Origin of the sequence: Chitinophaga sp. YR627 (genome assembly GCF_900114995.1) — a bacterium.
Classification (GTDB): Bacteria; Bacteroidota; Bacteroidia; order Chitinophagales; family Chitinophagaceae; genus Chitinophaga.
On record NZ_FOUX01000004.1, the window covers coordinates 736,160 to 756,795 of the forward strand.

A 20,636-nucleotide genomic window follows, 5' to 3' on the forward strand; every position below is an offset into this window, starting at 1 on the left:
CAGCTGAAGGAGATGACTTGCGCCATCCGGCTGCTGTTTCCTTATCCCCTTTTTTGAAATATAGAAAACATGCAATAATTTCGTGCCTCCTTATATATCCGCTCACTAAATGAGACCTACATCCAGGTAGAAATAGTATTCTATCATTTTTATACCATTAGTATATGACACAAGTAATCTCCTGGAAAAAAAGGACCGGAAGCCGTATTGCATTTTTACTGAAACTCCTGTTGGCACTGATTGTATTGCCCATTCTCTATGGCCTCTGCATTGTCTTTACAAACGGCATCAGCCAGGGCAAACTGGCCGCCGGTATCACCTTGCTTATCGTATTCGCCACCGGCTGGTTATTTCACAGACTAAGATGGTTATCCTCCCGGACAAGACTTTTTACCTGCCTGTTTGTCTTACTGACGTTTATCGTATTTGTCATTTATACAATTGTCCCCGTTGCATCAGATCAGGCCATAAAAATGCCTTCCGATTTACCCGGTGTCACTACCAGATATTGGTTGCTAAAAACGGGTAGCAAGATTGCCTATTATCAGTTCAATGCACAACCAGGTGTCGTCAGGAAAGAAACACCCATTATCTTTATTCATGGCGGTCCGGGGGCTTATGTAAGACAACTGGAGGTCGACTTCTTCTCCACATTTACAGCAGAAGGTTATGATGTGTACCTGTATGATCAGGTGGGAGCGGGAAGAAGTGGACAACTACCTAAATCAGCGTATTCACATAAACGGAATATACAGGACTTTGAAGCGATCCTGGATAAGATCAATGCACGGCAATATATTGTCATCGGACAATCTTATGGCGCATCCATGCTGGCTCAATTGACAGCTAACACCGTTATCGCCAAAAGAATAGCAAAAGCGATTATTACAGAACCCGGCACTACCGTAAAAGAAGCAGAGCACCCTGTATATGCAAAATCGCCCAATGCCCTGAAAGACAATGTAGATATGCCTTTCAGGATATTTCTGGGATTCCTGGTAAATCCTGCAGGAGAATTTACCACACAAAATGAAGTGATCAACTATTTCGCTGCACATACAGACCTTACGCAAAAGATCTTCCGTAATTCATTCCCGGCGGCCGACAGCAATCAGATACCGAAAGTTGATATCAGCGTGATCAATTTTTCGCTGGTAGGTATCATTCCGCAGCAGGTGCCTTTGTATGATCAGCATCTCGCGGAAGACTATAAAAAGGTACATGTACCAACCATGCTGATGCTGGGAGAAAGCTCCTACATTGACAGAAATGCGCCTATGGACCTGCTGGCGATTAATCCGAATATCACACGGAGCCAATACATCAGAAATGCGGGGCATATCCTCTGGAATGGTCTGCATAACAACAATCAGCTGGTAAAACAGTCCATACTGGAATTTCTGAATGATCAGCCTCCAACCTTACCTGACTATCCCAGACAAAAGGATATTAAAAAATTCCTGGAGAACAGATTGTAAATAAAGAGGCTGTTACCTGTCAACACGGGCAACAGCCATCTTTTTTTCAGAAACAAAAACAAACACGCTCCTTATTCGAAATAAGACCTGTGTTTAATAATGAACTCCTTTATGCCTAATGGCTCTCTGCCGGTAATATCTTTCACTGCACTGTTAGTCCCTGCAAAAACACCATCTCTGCAATCCTGTGCAACAGACGTGATATGCTGGATAAAATGTGAATGATATCCCATCTCTCCCATGATCTGCTCATACGTGCGGATATCAACTTCTTCATAGGTGATCGTACGTCCCAACACATCCGTAAGGATCTCTGCTATTTCATATTCGTCATATTCTTTCGGACCATACAAAGGATAGATCTTCCCTGCATGTCCTTCAGGATGCGTCAGTAATTCGGCTATCACACGTCCCTGGTCTTCCGCAGCAATAGGAGCGTAGCGTCCCTTACCAAAAGGCAGGATGATCTTGTTGTACTTTTTGACGGTATCGCTATAGAGTAACCATTCAGCAAAAAATGTTGGCCGGATATGCGTCACCTGTAATCCTGAAAGGTCCAGCATTCGCTCCGCCATCCAGTGATCCAGTGCAGCATGACTCTTTGCCTCACGTCGTGCTGATATCTGCGACATATTCACAATGCTCTTAACGCCTTCTTCCCTCGCGGCCTGAATAATGTATGCTGTTCCGGTTAAGATCCCCGGTGTCAGTATCGGATAGATATAATATACATTGGTGATGCCTTCCATTGCTTTACTGACAGTGTGAAAGTCCTCCAGATCTCCCTGTACGATCTCCACACCCATCTTTTCCAGTTTCTCCGAACGGCTGTCTATTTTATGCACAAATGCCCTTACATCTACTCCTTTTTCCAGCAGCGCCGGAATGGTATAACCAGCAGTGTAGCCAGTCGCTCCTGTTATCAGATATCGTTGTTTTGCCATGATATAATGCTTTATTCACGCCCAATCATTCCATGCGCCGGCAGCACTCATAACTGGTAATCAATTATTTGTAATTAAATTTTTAGACCTCCAGGGTTATGCATAACTTCACTTGCATTTTGCAAGTACTACAAAGGTAAAGGTATTTACTTGCAAAATGCAAGTAAATAGATAGGAAATATTTTATGAAGGAAATAAAACACCGTTCGGATTGTCCTGTTAGCTATACGCTCGACTTTCTTGGCGATAAATGGACATTGCTCATACTGAGAGATATGATACTGGATGATAAATCCACTTATGGGGAATTTCTCGGCTCTTATGAAAAGATCGCTACCAATATACTCGCTGACCGTTTAAATACACTGGAAACACATGGTTTTGTTACAAAGCAAACGGCGACAGATAAAAAGTCAAAATTGATCTATCGTATCACCGAAAAAGGGATTACATTGGTACCAATGATCATGGAAATGATCATCTGGGGCTCACAATTTCATCCCTACAGCCCTTATGAAGCACTACTACAGGCATTACAGACCGATAAGCAGGGTGTCATCAATAAATATCAGGAAAAATTAAGGGCAGCCGTTGCAAAGGGATAGTGTACAAAAACGTTGCCCTCACGATATTTCGCAAGCCTGAATAGGAATTAGCCGTATATGAACATTCAATAAGTGATCACCGTTATTCATAAAACTGAATATCAAACACTTGCCTACTGGCATTACCATTGCAATATTCACTTTCGCTAATACCAAAAAAATCATGGCAATCCAACTCACAACATTAGGCTATGTACACACAGTTATCAGTGTACTGGCACTCATTCCCGGTTTCGCATCCTTATTTTCACATGGCATTATTACCCCGCAGACAAAGTCCGGAAAACTGTACATCCTGCTGACTGTCCTTGCATGTTTAAGCGCATTTCCTATCATGAAATCGGGACACCCTTCACCAGGCCACTTCCTGGGCATTCTGATCCTGATCATATTGCCACTGGCTTATTATGCCCGGTCTATCAAACTATTCGGACAGAAAGGCTTGTATGCGCAGGTCATTCTACTAACGACAACATTATATTTCTCACTTGTACCGGCTTTCTCTGAAACGCTGACACGCGTCCCCCTGGGCCATCCATATGCTACCAGTCCGGACGATCCGGCTATGAAACCTGTACTCTTGTCACTCACAATTGTTTTCCTGGCGGTAGTCACTTACCAGATATTCAAACTAAGAGGGCAACGCAGTAAACTGCATTCTCTCTAAACAAGCTATATACGGTTCCTGGGCAACACTTCACTTTGTTGACACTGCGCTGTACAGATAGCTTATCTCCATTAAAGACCAGCATATACAAAACGTCGCTTCCGGATGCTAAATGTTTACCGGAAGCGACGTTTACAACAATCACTTATTGACAATTACCAATCCTCGGATTCTCTGAAGAATTACAGGGGAAGGTATATTTAGTTTGTAAAAACGACGGACTGGGATTATCGGTCACCACCAATGGCGTTAATGCCTGTCCCCGGTAAGAAGGTAAGGTCACCTGTTCCGCAGCACCATTTCCCAACGCAACATTCTTCGCGGCTGTATTACCATTGAAACTATAATCGATCATAGCGTCCAGGAGTCTGTATATCACATAATAATCGTACGCATCATAAGCAGAACGCGTATTGGGCAGGTCATGTTCTGCAGTATATGTATACGTAGATAATACGCTCTTTTTTACAAGGATGAAATCCTTTTCTGCCGCAGGTATGTTGATATGCTTAAACACATCTATCGCCATCCTGTGATCATTTGTAACGTCATCATTATATACCTGCGTGATCAGTTTCGTATTGGCGGGGAATCGTTGTAACTGTGAATCCGGAAGCTGATAGGAATACCATTGTGCCATAGAAAATATAAAGCGGCCATCATTTCCCCAACCTTCCTTTGTAAAAGCCCGATAAGCCAGTGCGAAGGATGCGCCTCCTCCAAAAGAATGCCCCATAAAGCCCACTTTACGGGTATCGATAATTTCCGGGTAATTGGTCACTGCTGCCTTAAAACTCTGCCAGAGTGTATTATATCGCTCATCAACCGTAACGCCGGTTGTCGGATAAGGGGCAAAGACAACTGCATAACCTTTCTTCGCGATAAACTCATATAACCCGATGTTATACGCGCTTTCTTCTCCACCATAAGGATGTGAATAAAATATGACCGGACGGGCGCCTGTCGCTTCTTTGGGATAAAAGATTTCCACCTGTTTTCCTGCATAGGCAGGACTGGCAAAACTAACTTTTGCTACCGTATAACTGCCATCCTTCCCATAACCTGTTGCCGGTCGGCCGATAGGACCATCAAGGTCATCATCAATATAAGTCACTGTAGTATCTACAGTTGGAGTTGCAGGCTCGCTCTGGTTGCTTTTCGAACAGGCAAAAAATAAGAACAATGCAAGTAATAAAAGAGGTCTCATAGTACGATGCGATTTAAAATACCATTAGCACAGTAAAGAAAGACGATTTATCGCATCCGTAACAGGTAATCCGGGTAAAACAATCAATTAAAGCAGTGAACGCTCATTTGTGGGGGGTGAATTATTCAAAAAACGTAACCGTATAGGTATAGCCACGGATGGTTTCTGAATAGGGATTGATCGCCAGGAGTTTTCCCTGTTTTATCAGATACGCATACTGATAGTGTGTCCCACGGGGTACTAACCTCAGTGTATCTCCATTCACCTTATACGCGCCTGTAGTGCGCAGCAGGGGATCCCGTTGAGATCTTTTACCACCAAATCCTTCTGCTTCCATCACATACACCGAGTCCTTCTGCAACTCAAGTTTCCAGCTTCTATCCTGCACATAAACTATAGAACAATACTGAATATGCCTCCTGTAAATGTTTTTCAGAGGCGGAGATGAGTGTAATGTCAATAAAAGCAATAAATACTTAACCATAATAGCAAAATACTAAATCCGGTTGATTGGTAACTATTATCATTTCGTTGATTTTTGTCAATGTCTTTTTCAGACATATGTCAATGTATCAATTTCTCAGAACGGCGGACATTTGTGTTGTCAATAGCACAAACAATAACAACACAAAAATAAAGAATCATGAAAGGTTTAAAGCATAGCATCGTAATACTGATAGCAGCACTGACACTAGGCACAATACAAACAGCATCAGCACAAACCAAAGCCGGCATTCTGGGTATAGACCACATCGGCGTTAACGTTCCGGACATGTCGCAGGCAGTTACCTTCTTTACCGATGTACTGGGCTTCACGCCTGTTACCCAGATAGGACCTATACCACTGAATGATGCATGGAAAACGGCCAATCATATGCAGTCAGGTACAGGCGCCGTATCTATCAAAATGGTACATGCAGGTAGCGGAGCAAATATTGAACTGTTCTATTATGAAAATAATAAAGGCACCCGGCAACAACCTGGTGGTGATGATGCCGGCGCAACACACATTGCATTTTACACAACAGATATCAACGCCGCGGTGGCTTACCTGAAATCAAAAAATGTAAAAATGCTGGGAGAACCTTTCCATACCACCATGGGTGATACCGAAGGTGAAACGTGGGTATACTTTGAAACTCCCTGGGGCGCTAAAATGGAACTGGTATCCTATCCGGAAGGGAAAGGATATGAAAAGAATCATCCAAAAGAATTACTGTGGTCTCCTAAAACAGCAGTCAATAACTTAAATACAACTACAATGGATACAAAAGAGCTCATCTCGATCGTAGAACAACACCTTTTGATATGGAACGAAAAAGATGCTGCTAAGCGCAGTGCAATTGCTCAAAAGGTATATGCAACAGATATTGAAATGGTAGACAGACACTTTACTGCCACTGGTTACAACAGTATCAATGAGTTTGTCAATAAATTACAGAAAGACAATCCAACTGCCCGCTTTACACATGTAAAAGCAATCAATGCACATCATAATATCGCACGTTTATTCTGGCAGTTTGGTCCTAAAGAAAAACCAGATGCGGTAACAGGAATGGATCTGTTTGTGATTGAAAATGGTAAAGTGCAAAAACTGTATGTGTTTGTAGATGAAGCTAAATAAACAAGCTTACACTATATATAAGAAAAACCCCGGTAGCTGATACTACCGGGGTTTCCTGTCTGAAGACAGTAAGTTTATTAAGATCAGCCCAGTAAAGGAATAATATGCTCCCATCTGAGTTGTCTTGCGAAATCAAGCGCTGTCTTACCGTTATTCGTTTTCCTGCCTGTATCTACTCCTTGTTGCAACATGACCTCTACAGATGTCCTGTTACCTGCAATTGTTTCTCTATGCAACAAGGTATATCCCTGTTCATCCGCATTGGTCATTTCCTGTGGATAATCCTGCAGAAATTTCACAAAACCATCTTTCATATTGATGCTCATCGGATGTTCTACCAGGTGTTCCGGATGCGTATCCTGATCGCGTACCACCTGAATATTGTTATAATCGCCGAAATCCATTCCCCAGGCTTCATCATGTGAAGCCCTTTCTTCCGGAGACATAGTAGCGCGCAGCTGATGAATGCTGAAGCCACCGTAGGTTTTTCCCATACTCAGTAGCAGCCAGTCGCTTACCTGTTCAAGCGGTACTGTAACTGCATCCCCATTTTTAACATTTATCAGTGATTCAGGATCATTGATGAGTGTACCGCTAACATTGTCACCGTCAAAATACACATCATTGATCCACATATGCTCTATCGTTGGTTCATCCTCATCAGGGAATTGCTGTGCGAATGCAACCTTTACACAGGCAAGATCAACACCTGGAACAATACGTCTTGCCTCCCAGCTGAGTTCACGCCAAAAATGTTTAAATGTCTTTCTTGCATGCTCAAAAGCCTGAATCATTTCAGGAGAATCGCCTTTCGCGTAAAAAATTGAATTATCTGCCATGGGTAACTTTATATGGTGGTTGTATGAAGATCGGTTTTATGAATAATTTTTTGACACTAATAAGCATTTTTAGTGCCAATTATGATAGCAGAACTGGCACTGCCGGGCTTTTGGCGTTCTGGCAATCTTACCACAGACAGGGCAGAGATTTAAGGATAATTCCTGTCTGTGCTGTTCCCATACACGGCGTACAATCCTGTCCCTCAGTGCATCTCGGCCATCAACCATCATGGCCAGGACTTCCGGATCATCACTTATCTGCCCCGTTTCTTTCATCAGCTTCAACAAATGAGCAGGCGTATCTGAAAGATTGTGATAAAGCACTGTTTTGTAGGCCATAACTTCATGATGAGTTTGAAATTCTCCACAAAACCGGAATATATACGTTTCTAATTCGGGATATAAGTCATTCATTTTTAATAGCATTAAAGGAAACGATAATATCATCCAGGGAGGGACAGATGAACCTACTTTTATCAACAGCTGCAAGCTAATTATCCACATTACAGCCTCAAGTCAGATGTCAGCTTCATCGCCGGCTCACAAGCTACTCGATTTTGTTAAATTCATAGTAAACAAATCAACACTGATGGCAAAACAAATTTCTTTCATCACCTTCACCGGTAAACTGGGTAACCTGATCGGGTACGAGCGCGGAGGCAAATACTTCCTGCGGAGCACACCTGAACAAGTCAGACAAACCCCTGCTACCCGTCGTGCGGCACAACGCTTCGGATTAGCAAGCAGCAAAGCGGCGCTTATTCGTCACGCCTTTTACGATGAACTGGATATCCATTGCGATAGCGGTCATATCAACCGTCTGAATAAACTGCTGATCAAGGCAGCAGGCAATCACGCTGCTATTACCCGTTTCCGTTTTAATCAGTATACGGGAACAGACCGTTTCTTTTCTATAGAGCCTAAACTGTTTAGAAATGGCACTTTACACATCCCTGCACAATCAATCCATCTTCATAAAGACATAGCTGCATTGGAAATTAAAGTGATCGCTACCCGGATTGATTTCAATTCAAAACAGATCTGTCATACAGAAACAGTAGTGATGACAATCGATCCCGCTGTTCATTTCTGCGGAGCAGATGTCCCGCTGGATATTACCGGCACCGGCACACTAGTAGTCACCTTGCAGATAAGAGGACTAGATAAAGAAGGTTATTCCCGTAAGCAATACGAGGCCGCTGATATTATAGCTGTAATGGAGCCGCATATACCGGTGTTCTTTAGCAAGCCTGCTTATCCATCAGGAATACTTTCTTTCGATAAGACCAGGCAGACGTGTATTTCAAAACCAGTAGTACAACGAGAATAAACCATCCACCGCCACAGTGTTTTTGTTATGATGATACCATTGAATTGAATGCCCACCCGTTTTCGTTATTATACTGCATTACCAACTTTTACTACAGCTTTATACTGGAGTTATATTTCCATGTCCGTTTTGTATTGCGGCATATTCAATTGTCCATGATTGTCGCTATATACAGCTGAATCAGAGAAGCGTATCAAGTCCACGTCTTTTCCAGCAACGCCTCCTGTACTTCCCGGGTCTTATACGGTTGCAAAGGCAGTGTATCAGCCTCCATTTCCATTCACTATTCCGGCAAAAAGACAAGTTGTCAATACATTATACCCTTTAAGGTATAATAAATGCTTTTGGCGTGTGCCTTCCGGCACCGCGCTTTCCGCTCCAAGTCCTCGTACCTGCGGGCTTTCCACTTCAATCGCTCACGCGATTGGCTGTTATATTTATATCGTCTTTCACTTCTTTTAACAAACCTTTGCCAGCTGGTTGTGGAGGCAATCCGTTCATCTTCCACCTCAGGGAGCAGCAACCTTTTTTGCAGTCAGTGATGATCTTAAGTAAAACGTTGCTAAGGTCCAGGGCACTTTTACAATAATTTACACAGTTTACATTTCTATTTACAATCCAAATCCCCTGCACTGAAATATATCAAAGTAAATTGGCTGAATCAAAATTTGATAGGATGATAAAATATACCCTGAAGAGATACCCACACATTTACACCCTTTTCCTGATGTTCTTTTTTTGCACTTCCAGTGAAGGACAAAACATACCAGATCTCCCGAAACAAAATCTCAGGTCCGAAACTAAAGATTCAATCATTTCCCAGGTGCCTAATAGTATGGTTCGAAATATAAAGCAAGCCAGGAACGGAGACATTTTGATTGCTTCTTTCCTGGGCGTATTCCGATACGATGGAAAATCGTTTACTAATTTAACAGGTAAAATAAGTTCCCCCAGCTTCTTCGATGTGCTGGAAGATAGAAAAGGAAATCTTTGGCTCGCTTCCAGAGATTCAGGTATCTATTGTTTTAATGGTAAATCGTTTCAACATTTCACAACAAGGGATGGGCTTGCCAGTAATACGGTCCTTCATATTTATGAAGATAGAGCCGGTAATATCTGGTTCGGAGCAACCCGTTACGATGGGAAATCTTTTCGAAATTTCACCACAAAAGATGGATTTCCCAGTAACAATGTTCGTTTACTTCTTGAAGACAAGACCGGCAAGCTTTGGTTTGGTGGACATGGAGAAAATATGTTTGTTTATGATCCCCACCTGAATGGCGAAGTCGGACGGGGAAAACCATTTACCGTTGTAAAAAACAAAGATGGTAAAGTATTTAACAGTGTCTGGTCAATAATCGAAGATAAAAAAGGAAACATTTGGTTCGGTGAAGACGGTCTTTGGCGCTATGATGGCAAAACCTTTACAAAGGTGTCTCAGACGGGGGCTTATGCTATAATCGAAGATAAAAAAGGTAATATCTGGACTAATTTAGGGAATAGCATTTTGTGTTATGAAGAACAGTCCTTGTTTAATACAAACCCAACTGTAAAAGAAATTAAAGTATCAGGAGAAAACAGTTTTTTGTTTGGGATGTTAGAAGCTAACGATGGAAGTATCTGGATTGGAGCGAGGGGACCTGAGAGTAAAGTGTATCGTTATGATGGAAAGACCGTCATAGGCTTTAAAGATAAAGACGATCAGAAATAATTTGTATTGCTAAGCATTACTTCATCGGGAGTGAAGGCCTTCGCGGTCTTCAGGCTTTTTTTATTCCTACATTTTATCGTTTCATACTACTTCACATTTTTTATGTTCAAATATTTGTTTTTACCTTAGAATACGCAACAGATGCTGACAGCAGCACTGATGCCGGGCCCATAATAACATGTTGATATAGTGAATAAGATAGGGCATAAGGGATTGCGAAATAAAATTACAGGCATCGTATCAAAAACTTTCACCTACAGTTTTGAAATATGACATTCAACGATTTTTTAAAGACCATGGAAAGTAATTTCCTAAACATCGATGAGAGACATATCTTATTCTGGAACTTATGGTGCCTCAACTATGCATTTGAAAAAATTGCACCAACTTACACTCACTATATTGAACTCAGTGATAGCTACAATCGGCTGTGGCGCATCAATGATAATAACATCACTGTTGATCCCACAGATTTTTCGTTCATTCAGAATTTTGATGATACCTCGTTCGATGCACTGGATGATTTTAAAATAGAAGAACTGGCAATAAAAGAATTTATCAACGGAGCCGATATTATCATAAAAGGGTTAACAGGAGGGACGAACAGATATGGTGGTAAAGCGGTGTTTACCATCCCTTTTAATATCATAGAAATACTATTGGATAAAGAAGGCTCTTCGGTAACTAAAGCGGAAGGCTTCAATCAACCAATCTGTATACAGGAAGCAACAGCTCAGCTAAAACTATCAACCGCCCTTTCGCAATTTGACACACGCTATCCCTTTGCTGACAGGAATATTTACAGAACTGGGATTTAACGTGAAACACACTCATGACACCGGAAAATCACAATCTGTATTCTCCGTATCCACCCCATTCACCACATTGAATTTAGCATCTATCCTTTTGCCTGAAAATTCTTCACTGCCAAAGATCTCATGCCGGTGTGCTTCGCCCCACCGATGCATCTGACAAACGATATCCAGTAAAGTTTCTCCTAAAGGAGTGATAGTATATTCTACGCTAAGCGGGAAACCTGCCTTTTCTGTTTTAGCAATAATGCCATGCTGCACCAGTTCTTTTAACTGGATATTCAATACTCTTCTGTCCCCATCAGGGATCTTCCGCTGTAACTCCCCAGGATGCCGGGATCCGGTATAAATATTATGCCTTATCAGCATTTCCGTGGCTGATATATTGGCCAGCCGCAGACTTCCCACCGTGCAAAACCTAGTGTCGCCGGTCAAAGTCAGATCAGGTGCATAAAAAGAATTGAATTGCCGGTTACGGGTGAAATAGGCGTCATCCAGCGATGTATCACTAGTCCTGCAGTAAGCGATAAACCCTTTCTCTGATGAAATGATGGCATTCAGTCGCTCCAGCTCAAGGTCATAGCCGGAGGGACCGGGAAGACGATAATTTGTGTTCGAGCGATCGAGGAGACAGATATGTTGTTATTTTCTGTTTTCCAGAATAAAATGCAACATAATTGCTTAAACCCTCCACATATTCTAGTTCATCTAAACTGATCCGGACCATATTCCCCTTTCTTCCTGATTCAACAAAAATATAGTCATCATCGACATTATCACCACCAGAAGGGAATGTCATTGTTCCATATGCTCGCCTGACAGCCTTTAAGAAACGATTGTACTCTATGGGCTTCATGAGATAAGCTATCGCATTGAGTTTGTAGCTTTTTACTGCAAATTCAGAGTATGCCGTACAAAAAATCACCTTAATATGATCAGGGAGAACACCTACCAGCTCAAGTCCGCTCACATCATCGATTCGGATATCAAAAAAAACAAGGTTAGGATTATGTTGCAAAGCGAGGGCATTCAGATTATGTCCTTTTGTCGAAGTAGCAACCAGTTCCAAACCTAGTACCCTTTTTATATAAAAAGCAATAACGTCTATCGCTGGTTGTTCATCATCTATTATCAAACATTTTATCATTTTCAATCAGATTTATCATCATGTTAATACTATAAAATTCTTTTTCGTTATATACAACCAACAAATGCCTATCAGGATAAAGCAGTCGAAGACGCCTTCGCAAATTATTTAAGCCAATCTCAGAGGAAGATTCATTAAACGCTCTTTTCTTCTTTTTATTAATACAGGTAAACGACAGGTAATCGCTGGTACATTCTAATATGAATTTTAATTGGATGATTTACATCCAAGCTCTCACAATATTTAAAAGCATTCTCTAACAGGTTAATCATAGACCAACCTGGAATATTGCGCATGTGAAGATCACCATTTTTTTAATCACGATTTGCATGGCGCCAGCAAGTCGATGCTGATAGACATCGATGAGCAACATCAGATTTTTATATTCTTCACTTACCGAAACGACTCCTGATGTAGCAGATAAACTATCGTCAAGTGCGTACCTCATTAACATTGAAAGTTTTCAAATACCCATAGCTAACTCCTCGGAAACAGTTAATCCTTGTAAAAAGGACTATTTAAAGTATTATGTAAAAAGTGGGGATTGATCTTAGCCTTCAACAACACCATCTCCAATAGTAGGCTTTGCTTTTCCCGTTGCAACTCATGCTGCCTAAGTAAGGCATTTTCTAATTCCATCTGTTTCCCTTTACATTCCAGCTCATACTTCTCACGCTCTATTCGCCGAAGCTTGTTTTCTTTCCTATAAAATACTCGTCCAACAAAATAAAAGAGGGAATAAAAGAAATGTTGAATATATCCTAAAAAGGCAGTTTGCATATATTGTATCATATCATAAGTGACATATAATTTTACTCCCCAAAACGACAGTACTTTATACACATGTAAATAACCAAAGAAAAGTAAGATGAGAAAACTTTAGCACAATACCAACGCACCCACAAACCGCCCTAATCCTGGAAACGATCGAAATATCTAGAGACTCAAATAAAAAGTGGCGCTAAATGGGATAATATGGAATATAACTTTCGTCAATCCGGGGTTCTAATTCGATAAAACATTAATACCATATACATATCCGGTGTAAGCAATCCAAGTAGCAACATGTATTATAGCATTATTCTTTAGAACATCAACAATTCGCACGCTAACCATAACGATTCGATTTTTTTAGTAAAAAATATCTTCTTTTACATAAATGCTGCAGTCGTATCAAATACACAAGTCCGATATCTCTTCAAAAAAATAAATACAAGAGAAAAAAACGGACAATAAAATCTACGATAAATGTGTATCAAACTTTATGTCACGACAGAAGCAAAACATTACCACAGCGAATTTCCAAATCTTTACTGCGAACAAAGCGCATTTACTACGAAGCGAATAACTCTTTGGACATCGAGAATATCAACGATATCGACTAACCATTTTCAAAATTATTCACCATCTTTGATAAAGAGCCAACAAGAATAACATTGGCGAGTTAACCTAAATAGTTTTACAATGATGTTAACATTTGGAAACACCTCTTATATCAAAAAAAGAAAATTTCAGTAATGCCCAAAATTCTACATAAGTAGAGTATTCAAAGAATTTGATTAGCTAGGTACAACACTTTAATCTTATTCCTCAGTCACGTCAGGGGCAAGCTTTGCTAATCACAAAGCGTAATAAAACATATAAAATCAACGAAGCATTGATTATCGTAAAAACTGCTACAATGGGTTATTAATACGCTCATGCTACAAGGCGACAACTTATACATTTTAGCAATATGGCTAAATGCATGCTGTAACAAAGGATTCGCTTTGTTACAAAACAACATCAACAGGTAACAACTTTCACATGCATCAATATACTCTGCTGCATGCACAAACATCGAAAGATTCAGCAAATAATACCAAGTAAAATAAGATGCATACGCTTAACTATTAAAATTTGTAGTACACGATAAAAAACGAAAAGTGAAAACAATTCATAGATATATCAAGATAACGTCATTGTTCATATTAATTGTGGGAACGGCTTTCATTTTTCAACAAACGAGTACGGCGAAAAAAAGTAGAACAATGTATATTTTCTATAAGACTGGATCGTTGGGATTTTGCACATCCCCGACGATAATACCATACACGACCAATGTAGCAGACGCAATAAACGATAAACCACTCACGCAAAGTATCTATTATACCACAATGTTTTTTTCCAATTGTCCATATACTGTAATCTATAGGTCAGAAGATGAAACAAAGTAATAAAAACAATTCCTAAAACAAATATATGAATCTTGCAAAAATAATACTATCGGCTATCATCTTATCAAGCGCTTTTGCAACGCTGACGGCTCTAAAGGCGACTAGGTCCCTAAACCTTTTTTATACCGTAGATGCCGCAAACCCAATTACCTCGTTAAGGATATGTACCAGAGCAACATTGGTATCATATACTACCGACCAACAGGTTGCATTACCTAATGCACCGGTGATAATACAAACAACATACTACACGACTCCAATCAGAACAAGGCCCTGCCCAACAACTACCATTTACAGCGCAGAGTAACATAAAATCTTATGGGATAGCCGAAAACCATCAGAACAGAGTAGGCATTACTTTAAAAATTAAATTTAGCCTTTTGTGAAAAGGCACCATTGCTATGAAAAAAGCAAAATTAATTCTTTCTGCAGTGGCACTGCTGGCAGTAGCCGGAGGAGCAGTTGCGTTCAAAGCGACTAGATCTTTGAACACCTTCTACAGCGTAGACGTGGCTAACTCAGTACCTTCACTGCGTCTGTGTACTAAGGCTGTGCAGACTACTTACACAACTGACCCTCAGCTGGCCATCCCACAAGCACCTGCAATCACTCAGACGACCTATTACACTACACGTGTAAATTCAACATCTTGCCCTGCAACAATTTTGTTCAGTGCAGAGTAAAGAAAAAGACAGGACCTTCGGGTCCTGTCTCCTTTATTACAAGTCGACAAATTTAGTACGTTCTCAACCCCATCCACTTCGGGCGGGGCCTACCAATTAAATAAAAGGCAAAAAACTCAGACATTCTTATACTGAAGTCTTCAATTTGTACCGCATTAGTTAATCCATGATTTGCATCTCCGCCATACTGTAACAACCATGCCGGCATTTCCAAGCGACGCAATGTAAGAAAAAGTTGAGCCGCTTGACTGAACGGAACTGCATTATCCGTCGAAGTGTGAAAAAAAAGCAAAGGGGTGCAGATACTCGCGGCAGAATATAAAGGTGAATTCGCAATAAACGGACTGGGATCCTCCCAAAATTTGCCTAAGATCCGGTATTGCTGGTATGAAAACGAAGTGAACTGATTCATATATTTTGAACTTGCCCAACTCATTACATCTGATCCTCCTGAAGCTGAGCTTGCTGCTTTAAAATGCTTCGAATGGGATACAATATAATTAGTTTCATATCCACCAAAACTGCATCCCTGAATACCCAATCTTGCAGAATCTACAAATGAAAGTCTCGACAATTCAATTATCGAACTTTCGACAGCTTTGAGCGCTGATTCGCCAGGTTGATTTACTTTGTAAAGAATATCCGGACGAAACACTAAATAACCCTCGGAAGTAAATTTAAGCACACTCATTACACAACCGCCTGTTAACATTTCCGGTTTAACAAAAGCGTTAAGGCTGCTTGAAAATTGCTCATACACATTGAATATAATAGGATACTTTTTTGACGGATCAAAGTCTTCAGGTATATATAATATTCCGTTAAACGTCTGTCCCCGATCCGAGTTCCATTTAACTAACCTGGTATTACACCATTTAAACTTTTGCTCTGGATATAATGAACTAATTGGTTTAAATTTTTTAAAATCCCGAGTATAAAACAAATTCGGCGATCTGTTTGGTTCTTCGCGCTGAACAATATAACCCGACGAGCTTGAACTACGAATAGGTTTCATTCCCTTGTTTTGTCCAACTGCAAAAAACGGAAGATAAAATAAATACGGACCCATAAACAGCTTTTCGGGATCCATCCTAGAATCCGAAAGTGATATTGAATAGAATCCATTAGACTTAGTTTGATAGTCAAACGCGCTCAAAACTAGTTTTCGGTTTATCAGACCTAGCTCATAATTATCTTTATCCAAGAGACTGAAAGCAATGTCATTACGACTTCCATAATTATTAGTTAGATTAACAGGATCAGCACGCCCGTTCAGGTCCAACATCCAAATATCTCGAAAACCATAGACTAAAACAGTTTCTTTTTTATAAAAACCTGCTATACCTCGAGACCTAGGCGGCAAGTAACCTAAACTATCAATCGACTTGAAGCCGAAAGATTCTCCCCGAACATTACCGCTAATCCGTAACAACCGTTTAGATTCAATACTGTAACAGAAGTATGCATCTTCATCAAAATCAAAAAAAACGACTAGTTTCCCATCAGGAGAATACTCATATACGTTTTGTTGATTACGACCATTTAATTCGGGTACAGATTCTCTGATCCCAGTTCTTAGATCGATTCTATACCACAATTTTAAACAACTTTTATTCCAAAACTGTTCCCTAAAATCACAATTACCGGCAGTCTGGGATAATAAAATAAAACGCGGCCATTCCCTTCGCTGGCTCAGAGAAAGCCATTCATCATTCGATGTATCAAGTTGAACAAAATGACCATCCGCGACTTTCACAATCGAATAATGTTCAGATTGAGGATGCACACCACTTTCACCAATTTTTTCATCAGAGGATGACCATATTATAGGGTCTGAAGCACCGATACTATTCCTGACTACGCTTCGCTCCGTCCACCTCACAACCATATCGCTTTGCCCTTCGACAAACCCTAAAATATCTTGTATATGCAAACCATCTGGCACCAAAATGGCTCTCAACTTATTGTTAATGATATCCAATACAAATAAGCTGTCGTGGAGAGGTAAGTTACATTCTGTAGACCACGCCAAATGCTGTCTCGACTTATCAAATGCTATATTTTGAAATTTCTGGCAGATAAAAACTGTATCAAACCTTTTTTTCGATGGTAAATGCAATAGTAAAGCTTGGGACGAATCAGAGCCCTTTATCATTAATTCTGTAGTATTGGGCAATTCTAAAAACCAAGTGACATTTCCAAAATGTAGAGACTCATTACGATCTTTAAAGATAATACCGCTATCGCCAGAGAGAATTAAATATTTTCCACCTTCGGAACGATCCACTGAGCCAAATCCACCGATTGTGGTAGGATTCTCTCCATTTAATGGGATAGTACAAATAGAATCGTATCCCTTGGCAAACACGAATTCATCTTTATTAAATACACCATTAAAAAAGCGTTTTTTACATTCTATACGTTTTTCCCACCTACAGTCAGTAGAGCTAACAACAACGTACATAGAATCTGAACCGCCTAGTTCGATACAATAAGCAAAGAACCGTCCGTCGTCAGACAGAATCGGCGAGACTATAGATGGCCATTTTTTATACGAACCTATGTTAAAAATGTTGTCTTTTTGCGCGTTCGCAATCCCAACATAAAATGAAAATATCAATACAGCCGATAAAATTCTTGCATAGTTCATATCACTTCAATTAAATAAACAGGACTAGAAATCTAGTCCTGAATTAGAAGATTTTTTTAGGAGATAAAGAATATTTTTATAACGTACCATTTTTCATACGCTGATATGTTTCAACGAACTCCTTATTGTTTTTAGAAACTTCAACCGCTTTAGCAGCGATCTTTAAAGCATCTTCTCTACGGCCGATTTTGTAGAGCAAATTAGCATATGTATCGTAAGCATTTGGATTCCGCATGTCAAACTTTGAAAGACTGTATTCAATCGCCTTGATTGCGGTGGATAATACAGCAGTATCTTTAACGTTTACAAAAACGTGCCATGTTAAATTATTAATATGATAAACATTTCGATTGGTTGTCAACATATTGTCGAAATGAATCTTATATGCTTTTCCATAATTGCTCCAATCTTCATGTTCTAAAAAGTAAATCATTTTAGCTGAATTAAGGCGTTCAGATGCCAATTGCCCATACTTCGGGACAACTGAGTGCGAAATAGAGTCCCAATTTGGGTTACCGCTAATGATGCCAGGCTTGATCTCAGAACTATAAATTATATTCATGAGCAAATATTCCGATGTATTAGGCCCTGAAAGACGATTAATAATCGAATCATGTTTACCGATAATGGAGAACCCGACATCATTTACTGAATTCGTAGTCCTAACTAACAACTTAAAATTTGCTTTGGAAATAGGATCCCGAACAATCCGAAAATATTCGTTCCCCACTCGACTTATAAATGCAGTGTCGTTTTGTCCAATTCCCATTACGATTAAACTTCTCAGAAATGCAGAGTCATTTATGTGTTTCTCAAATTCTTTCTTTCTTGCTCCGTAGCTGATTATTGCGCTGTCGGCTGAAGACAAAAAAGAAAACGAATCACTATCCCGAGTAGCATACGAGTTAGTATAAACTCTTGAATTGATGTCAGCGAAGAATCGAATGGGGAGTTTTATTACCTTCCTGTCATATGTTAATAAACCGTTTTGCTCACTCTCGACATCAAAAGGCTGCGTATATATAACACCACTTACCCCCTCTTCCTTTAATCGAACGATCGAATCGATCATATACGTGTATTTAGATCGAAGACTACTTACATTCTCCAAACCATCATACCCCCACCCCGTTTGTAGATCATCCCAAATATGCCCCTCAATAGGTACACCAATTCCTCCAAATTCACCTATAACACTAGCTTTATTTGACTCAAAGGTTGGCTTGCGCGGATTGGGGTAAGCATGTATATCAATAATATCTGACGAAGCATATGCATCGGGAGACGGGCTTCGGAGCTTATCATTAACATATAATAACTCACCGGAGTGACCATTTACAATTCGGCTATGATCGAGTGATTTAACCCACTCTGTTACGCCTTTTTGATTATATGATCCCCACTTTTCATTAAATACCACCCATGTTGCGATTGACGTTATGTTTCTTAGCTGTTCGATTGTTTCTCGAACTCCAACTTCGAATTCTTCTTTAGCTCCTTCGGGCAAGCCTTGATTTGGATTAACAAAATCCTGCCACACCAATAAACCGATGCTATCTGTGTAATAATACCACCGTGCAGGCTCTATCTTTATATGTTTTCTTATCGTATTAAAGCCCATTGCCTTAATAACCTCAATATCAAATTTCATAGCATCTTCAGTTGGTGCTGTGTATAAGCCATCCGGCCAAAATCCCTGGTCTAGTATCCCTAGATTGAAATAAGGTTCATTGTTCAAAAAGATCCTTTCCGTTCCCTTATTATCTTTTGCGATTGAAAATTTTCGCATTCCAAAATAGCCCTTCACTTGATCCTTTTTTCGTTTACCGTCGTAGATGGCAATATCTAGCGTATACAAGAATGGGCTGTTCGGTGACCACAGGTGCGGATCCACGATTTTACCACTGAGCATCGTGTTAGATTTTCCAATTAACTCGCTAACTATTTTTCCGTCATCAATCACCTTAACAACCACATTTAGGTCACCTTGGCATTCAACTTTAACTTGGAACGAGTTACTGTCGATATTCGGCACTATCACATATCGTTCAATATGCTTATCGGGCACAACCTCCATCCATACCGTTTGCCATATACCAGAAGAAGGTGTATAATAGATATTTTCTGGCTGTAACATTTGTTTACCGTGTGGTCCGATCCCTTGATCAGTGGGATCAAAGACTTGAACTGTCAGCACATTATCTCCATTCTTTACTAAGTCAGTAATATCCTGCGAAAATGATGTATAGCCACCTTTATGGACTATAGCCTTTTTTCCGTTTACAAAAACCGTGGCCTTCCAATCAACCGCTCCAAAATGCAAAATCAGTCGTTCATTAGATCTAATTTTTGGTTTTTGAAAGGTCTTTTTGTACCACAGATTCTGTGTTGGCAACAAAGATTTATTCACACCTGACAACTGAGACTCAATTGGATAAGGAACTAAGATTTTGCTTTCGAAAAAACTTGGAAAAGTATCTTTTACATCACAGATTCTGTAATCCCAGAGTCCATTTAAATTGATCCAGTTTGACCTTACCATTTGCGGTCTCGGATATTGGCCGTAAGCGTTACTAGGAGTAACGTTTCCCGCCCAAGGGCTACCTAAATGAATATTTTTACCGCTCCAAATCGGAGTTTGCGCGTATCCAGAAATAAATGAGAAAATAAAGTACGAAAACACTAGAGCAAACTTCAACTCGTATAATTTCATAATACTTAAT

Annotated in this window: 18 protein-coding genes; 8 read left to right on the plus strand and 10 right to left on the minus strand. The window is 40.1% G+C overall.

From position 1 onward, the window contains the following. The first annotated feature begins 164 nt into the window (after positions 1–164). Entirely contained in the window at positions 165–1,478 is a 1,314-nt protein-coding gene (locus BMZ72_RS23545; protein WP_089812146.1) for an alpha/beta hydrolase, read from the plus strand. Between the two features lie 71 nt (positions 1,479–1,549). Here the strand turns inward: BMZ72_RS23545 and BMZ72_RS23550 are convergent, their stop codons facing one another. After that, complete coding sequence (locus BMZ72_RS23550; protein WP_089812147.1) at positions 1,550–2,422, minus strand: NmrA family NAD(P)-binding protein; 873 nt, start codon at positions 2,420–2,422, stop codon at positions 1,550–1,552. Positions 2,423–2,607: 185 nt separating this feature from the next. Between BMZ72_RS23550 and BMZ72_RS23555 the strand changes: the two genes are divergently transcribed. Both BMZ72_RS23555 and BMZ72_RS23560 read left to right on the plus strand, forming a co-directional pair. Beyond that, complete coding sequence (locus tag BMZ72_RS23555) at positions 2,608–3,027, plus strand: winged helix-turn-helix transcriptional regulator (RefSeq protein ID WP_089812148.1); 420 nt, start codon at positions 2,608–2,610, stop codon at positions 3,025–3,027. Positions 3,028–3,190: 163 nt separating this feature from the next. Next, complete coding sequence (locus BMZ72_RS23560) at positions 3,191–3,694, plus strand: hypothetical protein (protein WP_143087770.1); 504 nt, start codon at positions 3,191–3,193, stop codon at positions 3,692–3,694. Positions 3,695–3,839: 145 nt separating this feature from the next. On the opposite strand, the gene BMZ72_RS23565 is transcribed toward BMZ72_RS23560, so the two are convergent. Next, positions 3,840–4,901, minus strand: a complete 1,062-nt coding sequence (locus BMZ72_RS23565) for an alpha/beta hydrolase (RefSeq protein ID WP_089812150.1) — start codon at positions 4,899–4,901, stop codon at positions 3,840–3,842. Between the two features lie 121 nt (positions 4,902–5,022). Next, positions 5,023–5,289: a hypothetical protein gene (locus tag BMZ72_RS23570; protein WP_143087771.1), complete on the minus strand. Its 267-nt coding sequence runs from the start codon at positions 5,287–5,289 to the stop codon at positions 5,023–5,025. A gap of 255 nt (positions 5,290–5,544) precedes the next feature. Here BMZ72_RS23570 and BMZ72_RS23575 point away from each other — a divergent pair, with 255 nt between their 5' ends. Next, positions 5,545–6,525: a VOC family protein gene (locus BMZ72_RS23575; protein ID WP_089812152.1), complete on the plus strand. Its 981-nt coding sequence runs from the start codon at positions 5,545–5,547 to the stop codon at positions 6,523–6,525. An 83-nt stretch (positions 6,526–6,608) separates the two neighbouring features. Here BMZ72_RS23575 and BMZ72_RS23580 read toward each other — a convergent pair whose 3' ends face one another. Then, entirely contained in the window at positions 6,609–7,364 is a 756-nt protein-coding gene (locus BMZ72_RS23580) for a DUF2314 domain-containing protein (protein ID WP_089812153.1), read from the minus strand. A gap of 69 nt (positions 7,365–7,433) precedes the next feature. Then, a complete protein-coding gene (locus tag BMZ72_RS23585) occupies positions 7,434–7,703 on the minus strand; it encodes a hypothetical protein (protein ID WP_255373275.1) in 270 nt (89 codons plus the stop codon). A gap of 250 nt (positions 7,704–7,953) precedes the next feature. On the opposite strand from BMZ72_RS23585, the gene BMZ72_RS23590 reads away from it, so the two are divergent. From BMZ72_RS23590 to BMZ72_RS23600, 3 genes are all read left to right on the plus strand, one after another. Next, the gene (locus BMZ72_RS23590; protein ID WP_089812155.1) at positions 7,954–8,694 is read left to right on the plus strand and encodes a hypothetical protein; all 741 of its coding nucleotides are present in this window, start codon (positions 7,954–7,956) and stop codon (positions 8,692–8,694) included. 676 nt (positions 8,695–9,370) lie between these two features. Continuing rightward, positions 9,371–10,405, plus strand: a complete 1,035-nt coding sequence (locus tag BMZ72_RS23595; protein WP_089812156.1) for a ligand-binding sensor domain-containing protein — start codon at positions 9,371–9,373, stop codon at positions 10,403–10,405. Positions 10,406–10,674: 269 nt separating this feature from the next. Beyond that, the gene (locus BMZ72_RS23600) at positions 10,675–11,223 is read left to right on the plus strand and encodes a hypothetical protein (protein WP_089812157.1); all 549 of its coding nucleotides are present in this window, start codon (positions 10,675–10,677) and stop codon (positions 11,221–11,223) included. Positions 11,224–11,235: 12 nt separating this feature from the next. Here the strand turns inward: BMZ72_RS23600 and BMZ72_RS37035 are convergent, their stop codons facing one another. The 3 genes from BMZ72_RS37035 to BMZ72_RS23620 all read right to left on the minus strand — a co-directional run bounded on the left by BMZ72_RS37035 (position 11,236) and on the right by BMZ72_RS23620 (position 13,144). Beyond that, positions 11,236–11,853, minus strand: a complete 618-nt coding sequence (locus tag BMZ72_RS37035) for a winged helix-turn-helix transcriptional regulator (RefSeq protein ID WP_089812158.1) — start codon at positions 11,851–11,853, stop codon at positions 11,236–11,238. Continuing rightward, positions 11,795–12,364 (minus strand): LytR/AlgR family response regulator transcription factor, encoded by a 570-nt coding sequence (locus BMZ72_RS23610; protein ID WP_089812159.1) that lies wholly within the window; start codon positions 12,362–12,364, stop codon positions 11,795–11,797. The genes BMZ72_RS37035 and BMZ72_RS23610 overlap by 59 nt, the downstream gene beginning before the upstream one ends. A 495-nt stretch (positions 12,365–12,859) precedes the next feature. Beyond that, a complete protein-coding gene (locus BMZ72_RS23620; protein ID WP_177222911.1) occupies positions 12,860–13,144 on the minus strand; it encodes a LytS family sensor histidine kinase in 285 nt (94 codons plus the stop codon). Between the two features lie 1,837 nt (positions 13,145–14,981). Between BMZ72_RS23620 and BMZ72_RS23625 the strand changes: the two genes are divergently transcribed. Further along, the gene (locus BMZ72_RS23625; protein WP_089812162.1) at positions 14,982–15,263 is read left to right on the plus strand and encodes a hypothetical protein; all 282 of its coding nucleotides are present in this window, start codon (positions 14,982–14,984) and stop codon (positions 15,261–15,263) included. Between the two features lie 52 nt (positions 15,264–15,315). Here the strand turns inward: BMZ72_RS23625 and BMZ72_RS23630 are convergent, their stop codons facing one another. Both BMZ72_RS23630 and BMZ72_RS23635 read right to left on the minus strand, forming a co-directional pair. Then, positions 15,316–17,913, minus strand: coding sequence for a S9 family peptidase (locus BMZ72_RS23630; protein ID WP_089812163.1), 2,598 nt, complete (start codon positions 17,911–17,913; stop codon positions 15,316–15,318). 76 nt (positions 17,914–17,989) lie between these two features. Continuing rightward, positions 17,990–20,626 carry a glycoside hydrolase family 2 protein gene (locus tag BMZ72_RS23635; protein WP_089812164.1) on the minus strand — a complete coding sequence of 879 codons (2,637 nt, stop codon included), beginning with the start codon at positions 20,624–20,626 and terminating at the stop codon, positions 17,990–17,992. Between the last annotated feature and the right edge of the window lie 10 nt (positions 20,627–20,636).

Excerpts from the sequence above, each read along its gene's own strand:
- BMZ72_RS23545 (WP_089812146.1), top strand. The coding sequence starts at position 165 with ATGACACAAGTAATCTCCTGGAAAAAAAGGACCGGAAGCCGTATTGCA.
- BMZ72_RS23550 (WP_089812147.1), bottom strand. The coding sequence starts at position 2,422 with ATGGCAAAACAACGATATCTGATAACAGGAGCGACTGGCTACACTGCT.
- BMZ72_RS23555 (WP_089812148.1), top strand. The coding sequence starts at position 2,608 with ATGAAGGAAATAAAACACCGTTCGGATTGTCCTGTTAGCTATACGCTC.
- BMZ72_RS23560 (WP_143087770.1), top strand. The coding sequence starts at position 3,191 with ATGGCAATCCAACTCACAACATTAGGCTATGTACACACAGTTATCAGT.
- BMZ72_RS23565 (WP_089812150.1), bottom strand. The coding sequence starts at position 4,901 with ATGAGACCTCTTTTATTACTTGCATTGTTCTTATTTTTTGCCTGTTCG.
- BMZ72_RS23575 (WP_089812152.1), top strand. The coding sequence starts at position 5,545 with ATGAAAGGTTTAAAGCATAGCATCGTAATACTGATAGCAGCACTGACA.
- BMZ72_RS23580 (WP_089812153.1), bottom strand. The coding sequence starts at position 7,364 with ATGGCAGATAATTCAATTTTTTACGCGAAAGGCGATTCTCCTGAAATG.
- BMZ72_RS23585 (WP_255373275.1), bottom strand. The coding sequence starts at position 7,703 with ATGGCCTACAAAACAGTGCTTTATCACAATCTTTCAGATACGCCTGCT.
- BMZ72_RS23590 (WP_089812155.1), top strand. The coding sequence starts at position 7,954 with ATGGCAAAACAAATTTCTTTCATCACCTTCACCGGTAAACTGGGTAAC.
- BMZ72_RS23595 (WP_089812156.1), top strand. The coding sequence starts at position 9,371 with ATGATAAAATATACCCTGAAGAGATACCCACACATTTACACCCTTTTC.
- BMZ72_RS23600 (WP_089812157.1), top strand. The coding sequence starts at position 10,675 with ATGACATTCAACGATTTTTTAAAGACCATGGAAAGTAATTTCCTAAAC.
- BMZ72_RS23610 (WP_089812159.1), bottom strand. The coding sequence starts at position 12,364 with ATGATAAAATGTTTGATAATAGATGATGAACAACCAGCGATAGACGTT.
- BMZ72_RS23620 (WP_177222911.1), bottom strand. The coding sequence starts at position 13,144 with ATGCAAACTGCCTTTTTAGGATATATTCAACATTTCTTTTATTCCCTC.
- BMZ72_RS23625 (WP_089812162.1), top strand. The coding sequence starts at position 14,982 with ATGAAAAAAGCAAAATTAATTCTTTCTGCAGTGGCACTGCTGGCAGTA.
- BMZ72_RS23630 (WP_089812163.1), bottom strand. The coding sequence starts at position 17,913 with ATGAACTATGCAAGAATTTTATCGGCTGTATTGATATTTTCATTTTAT.
- BMZ72_RS23635 (WP_089812164.1), bottom strand. The coding sequence starts at position 20,626 with ATGAAATTATACGAGTTGAAGTTTGCTCTAGTGTTTTCGTACTTTATT.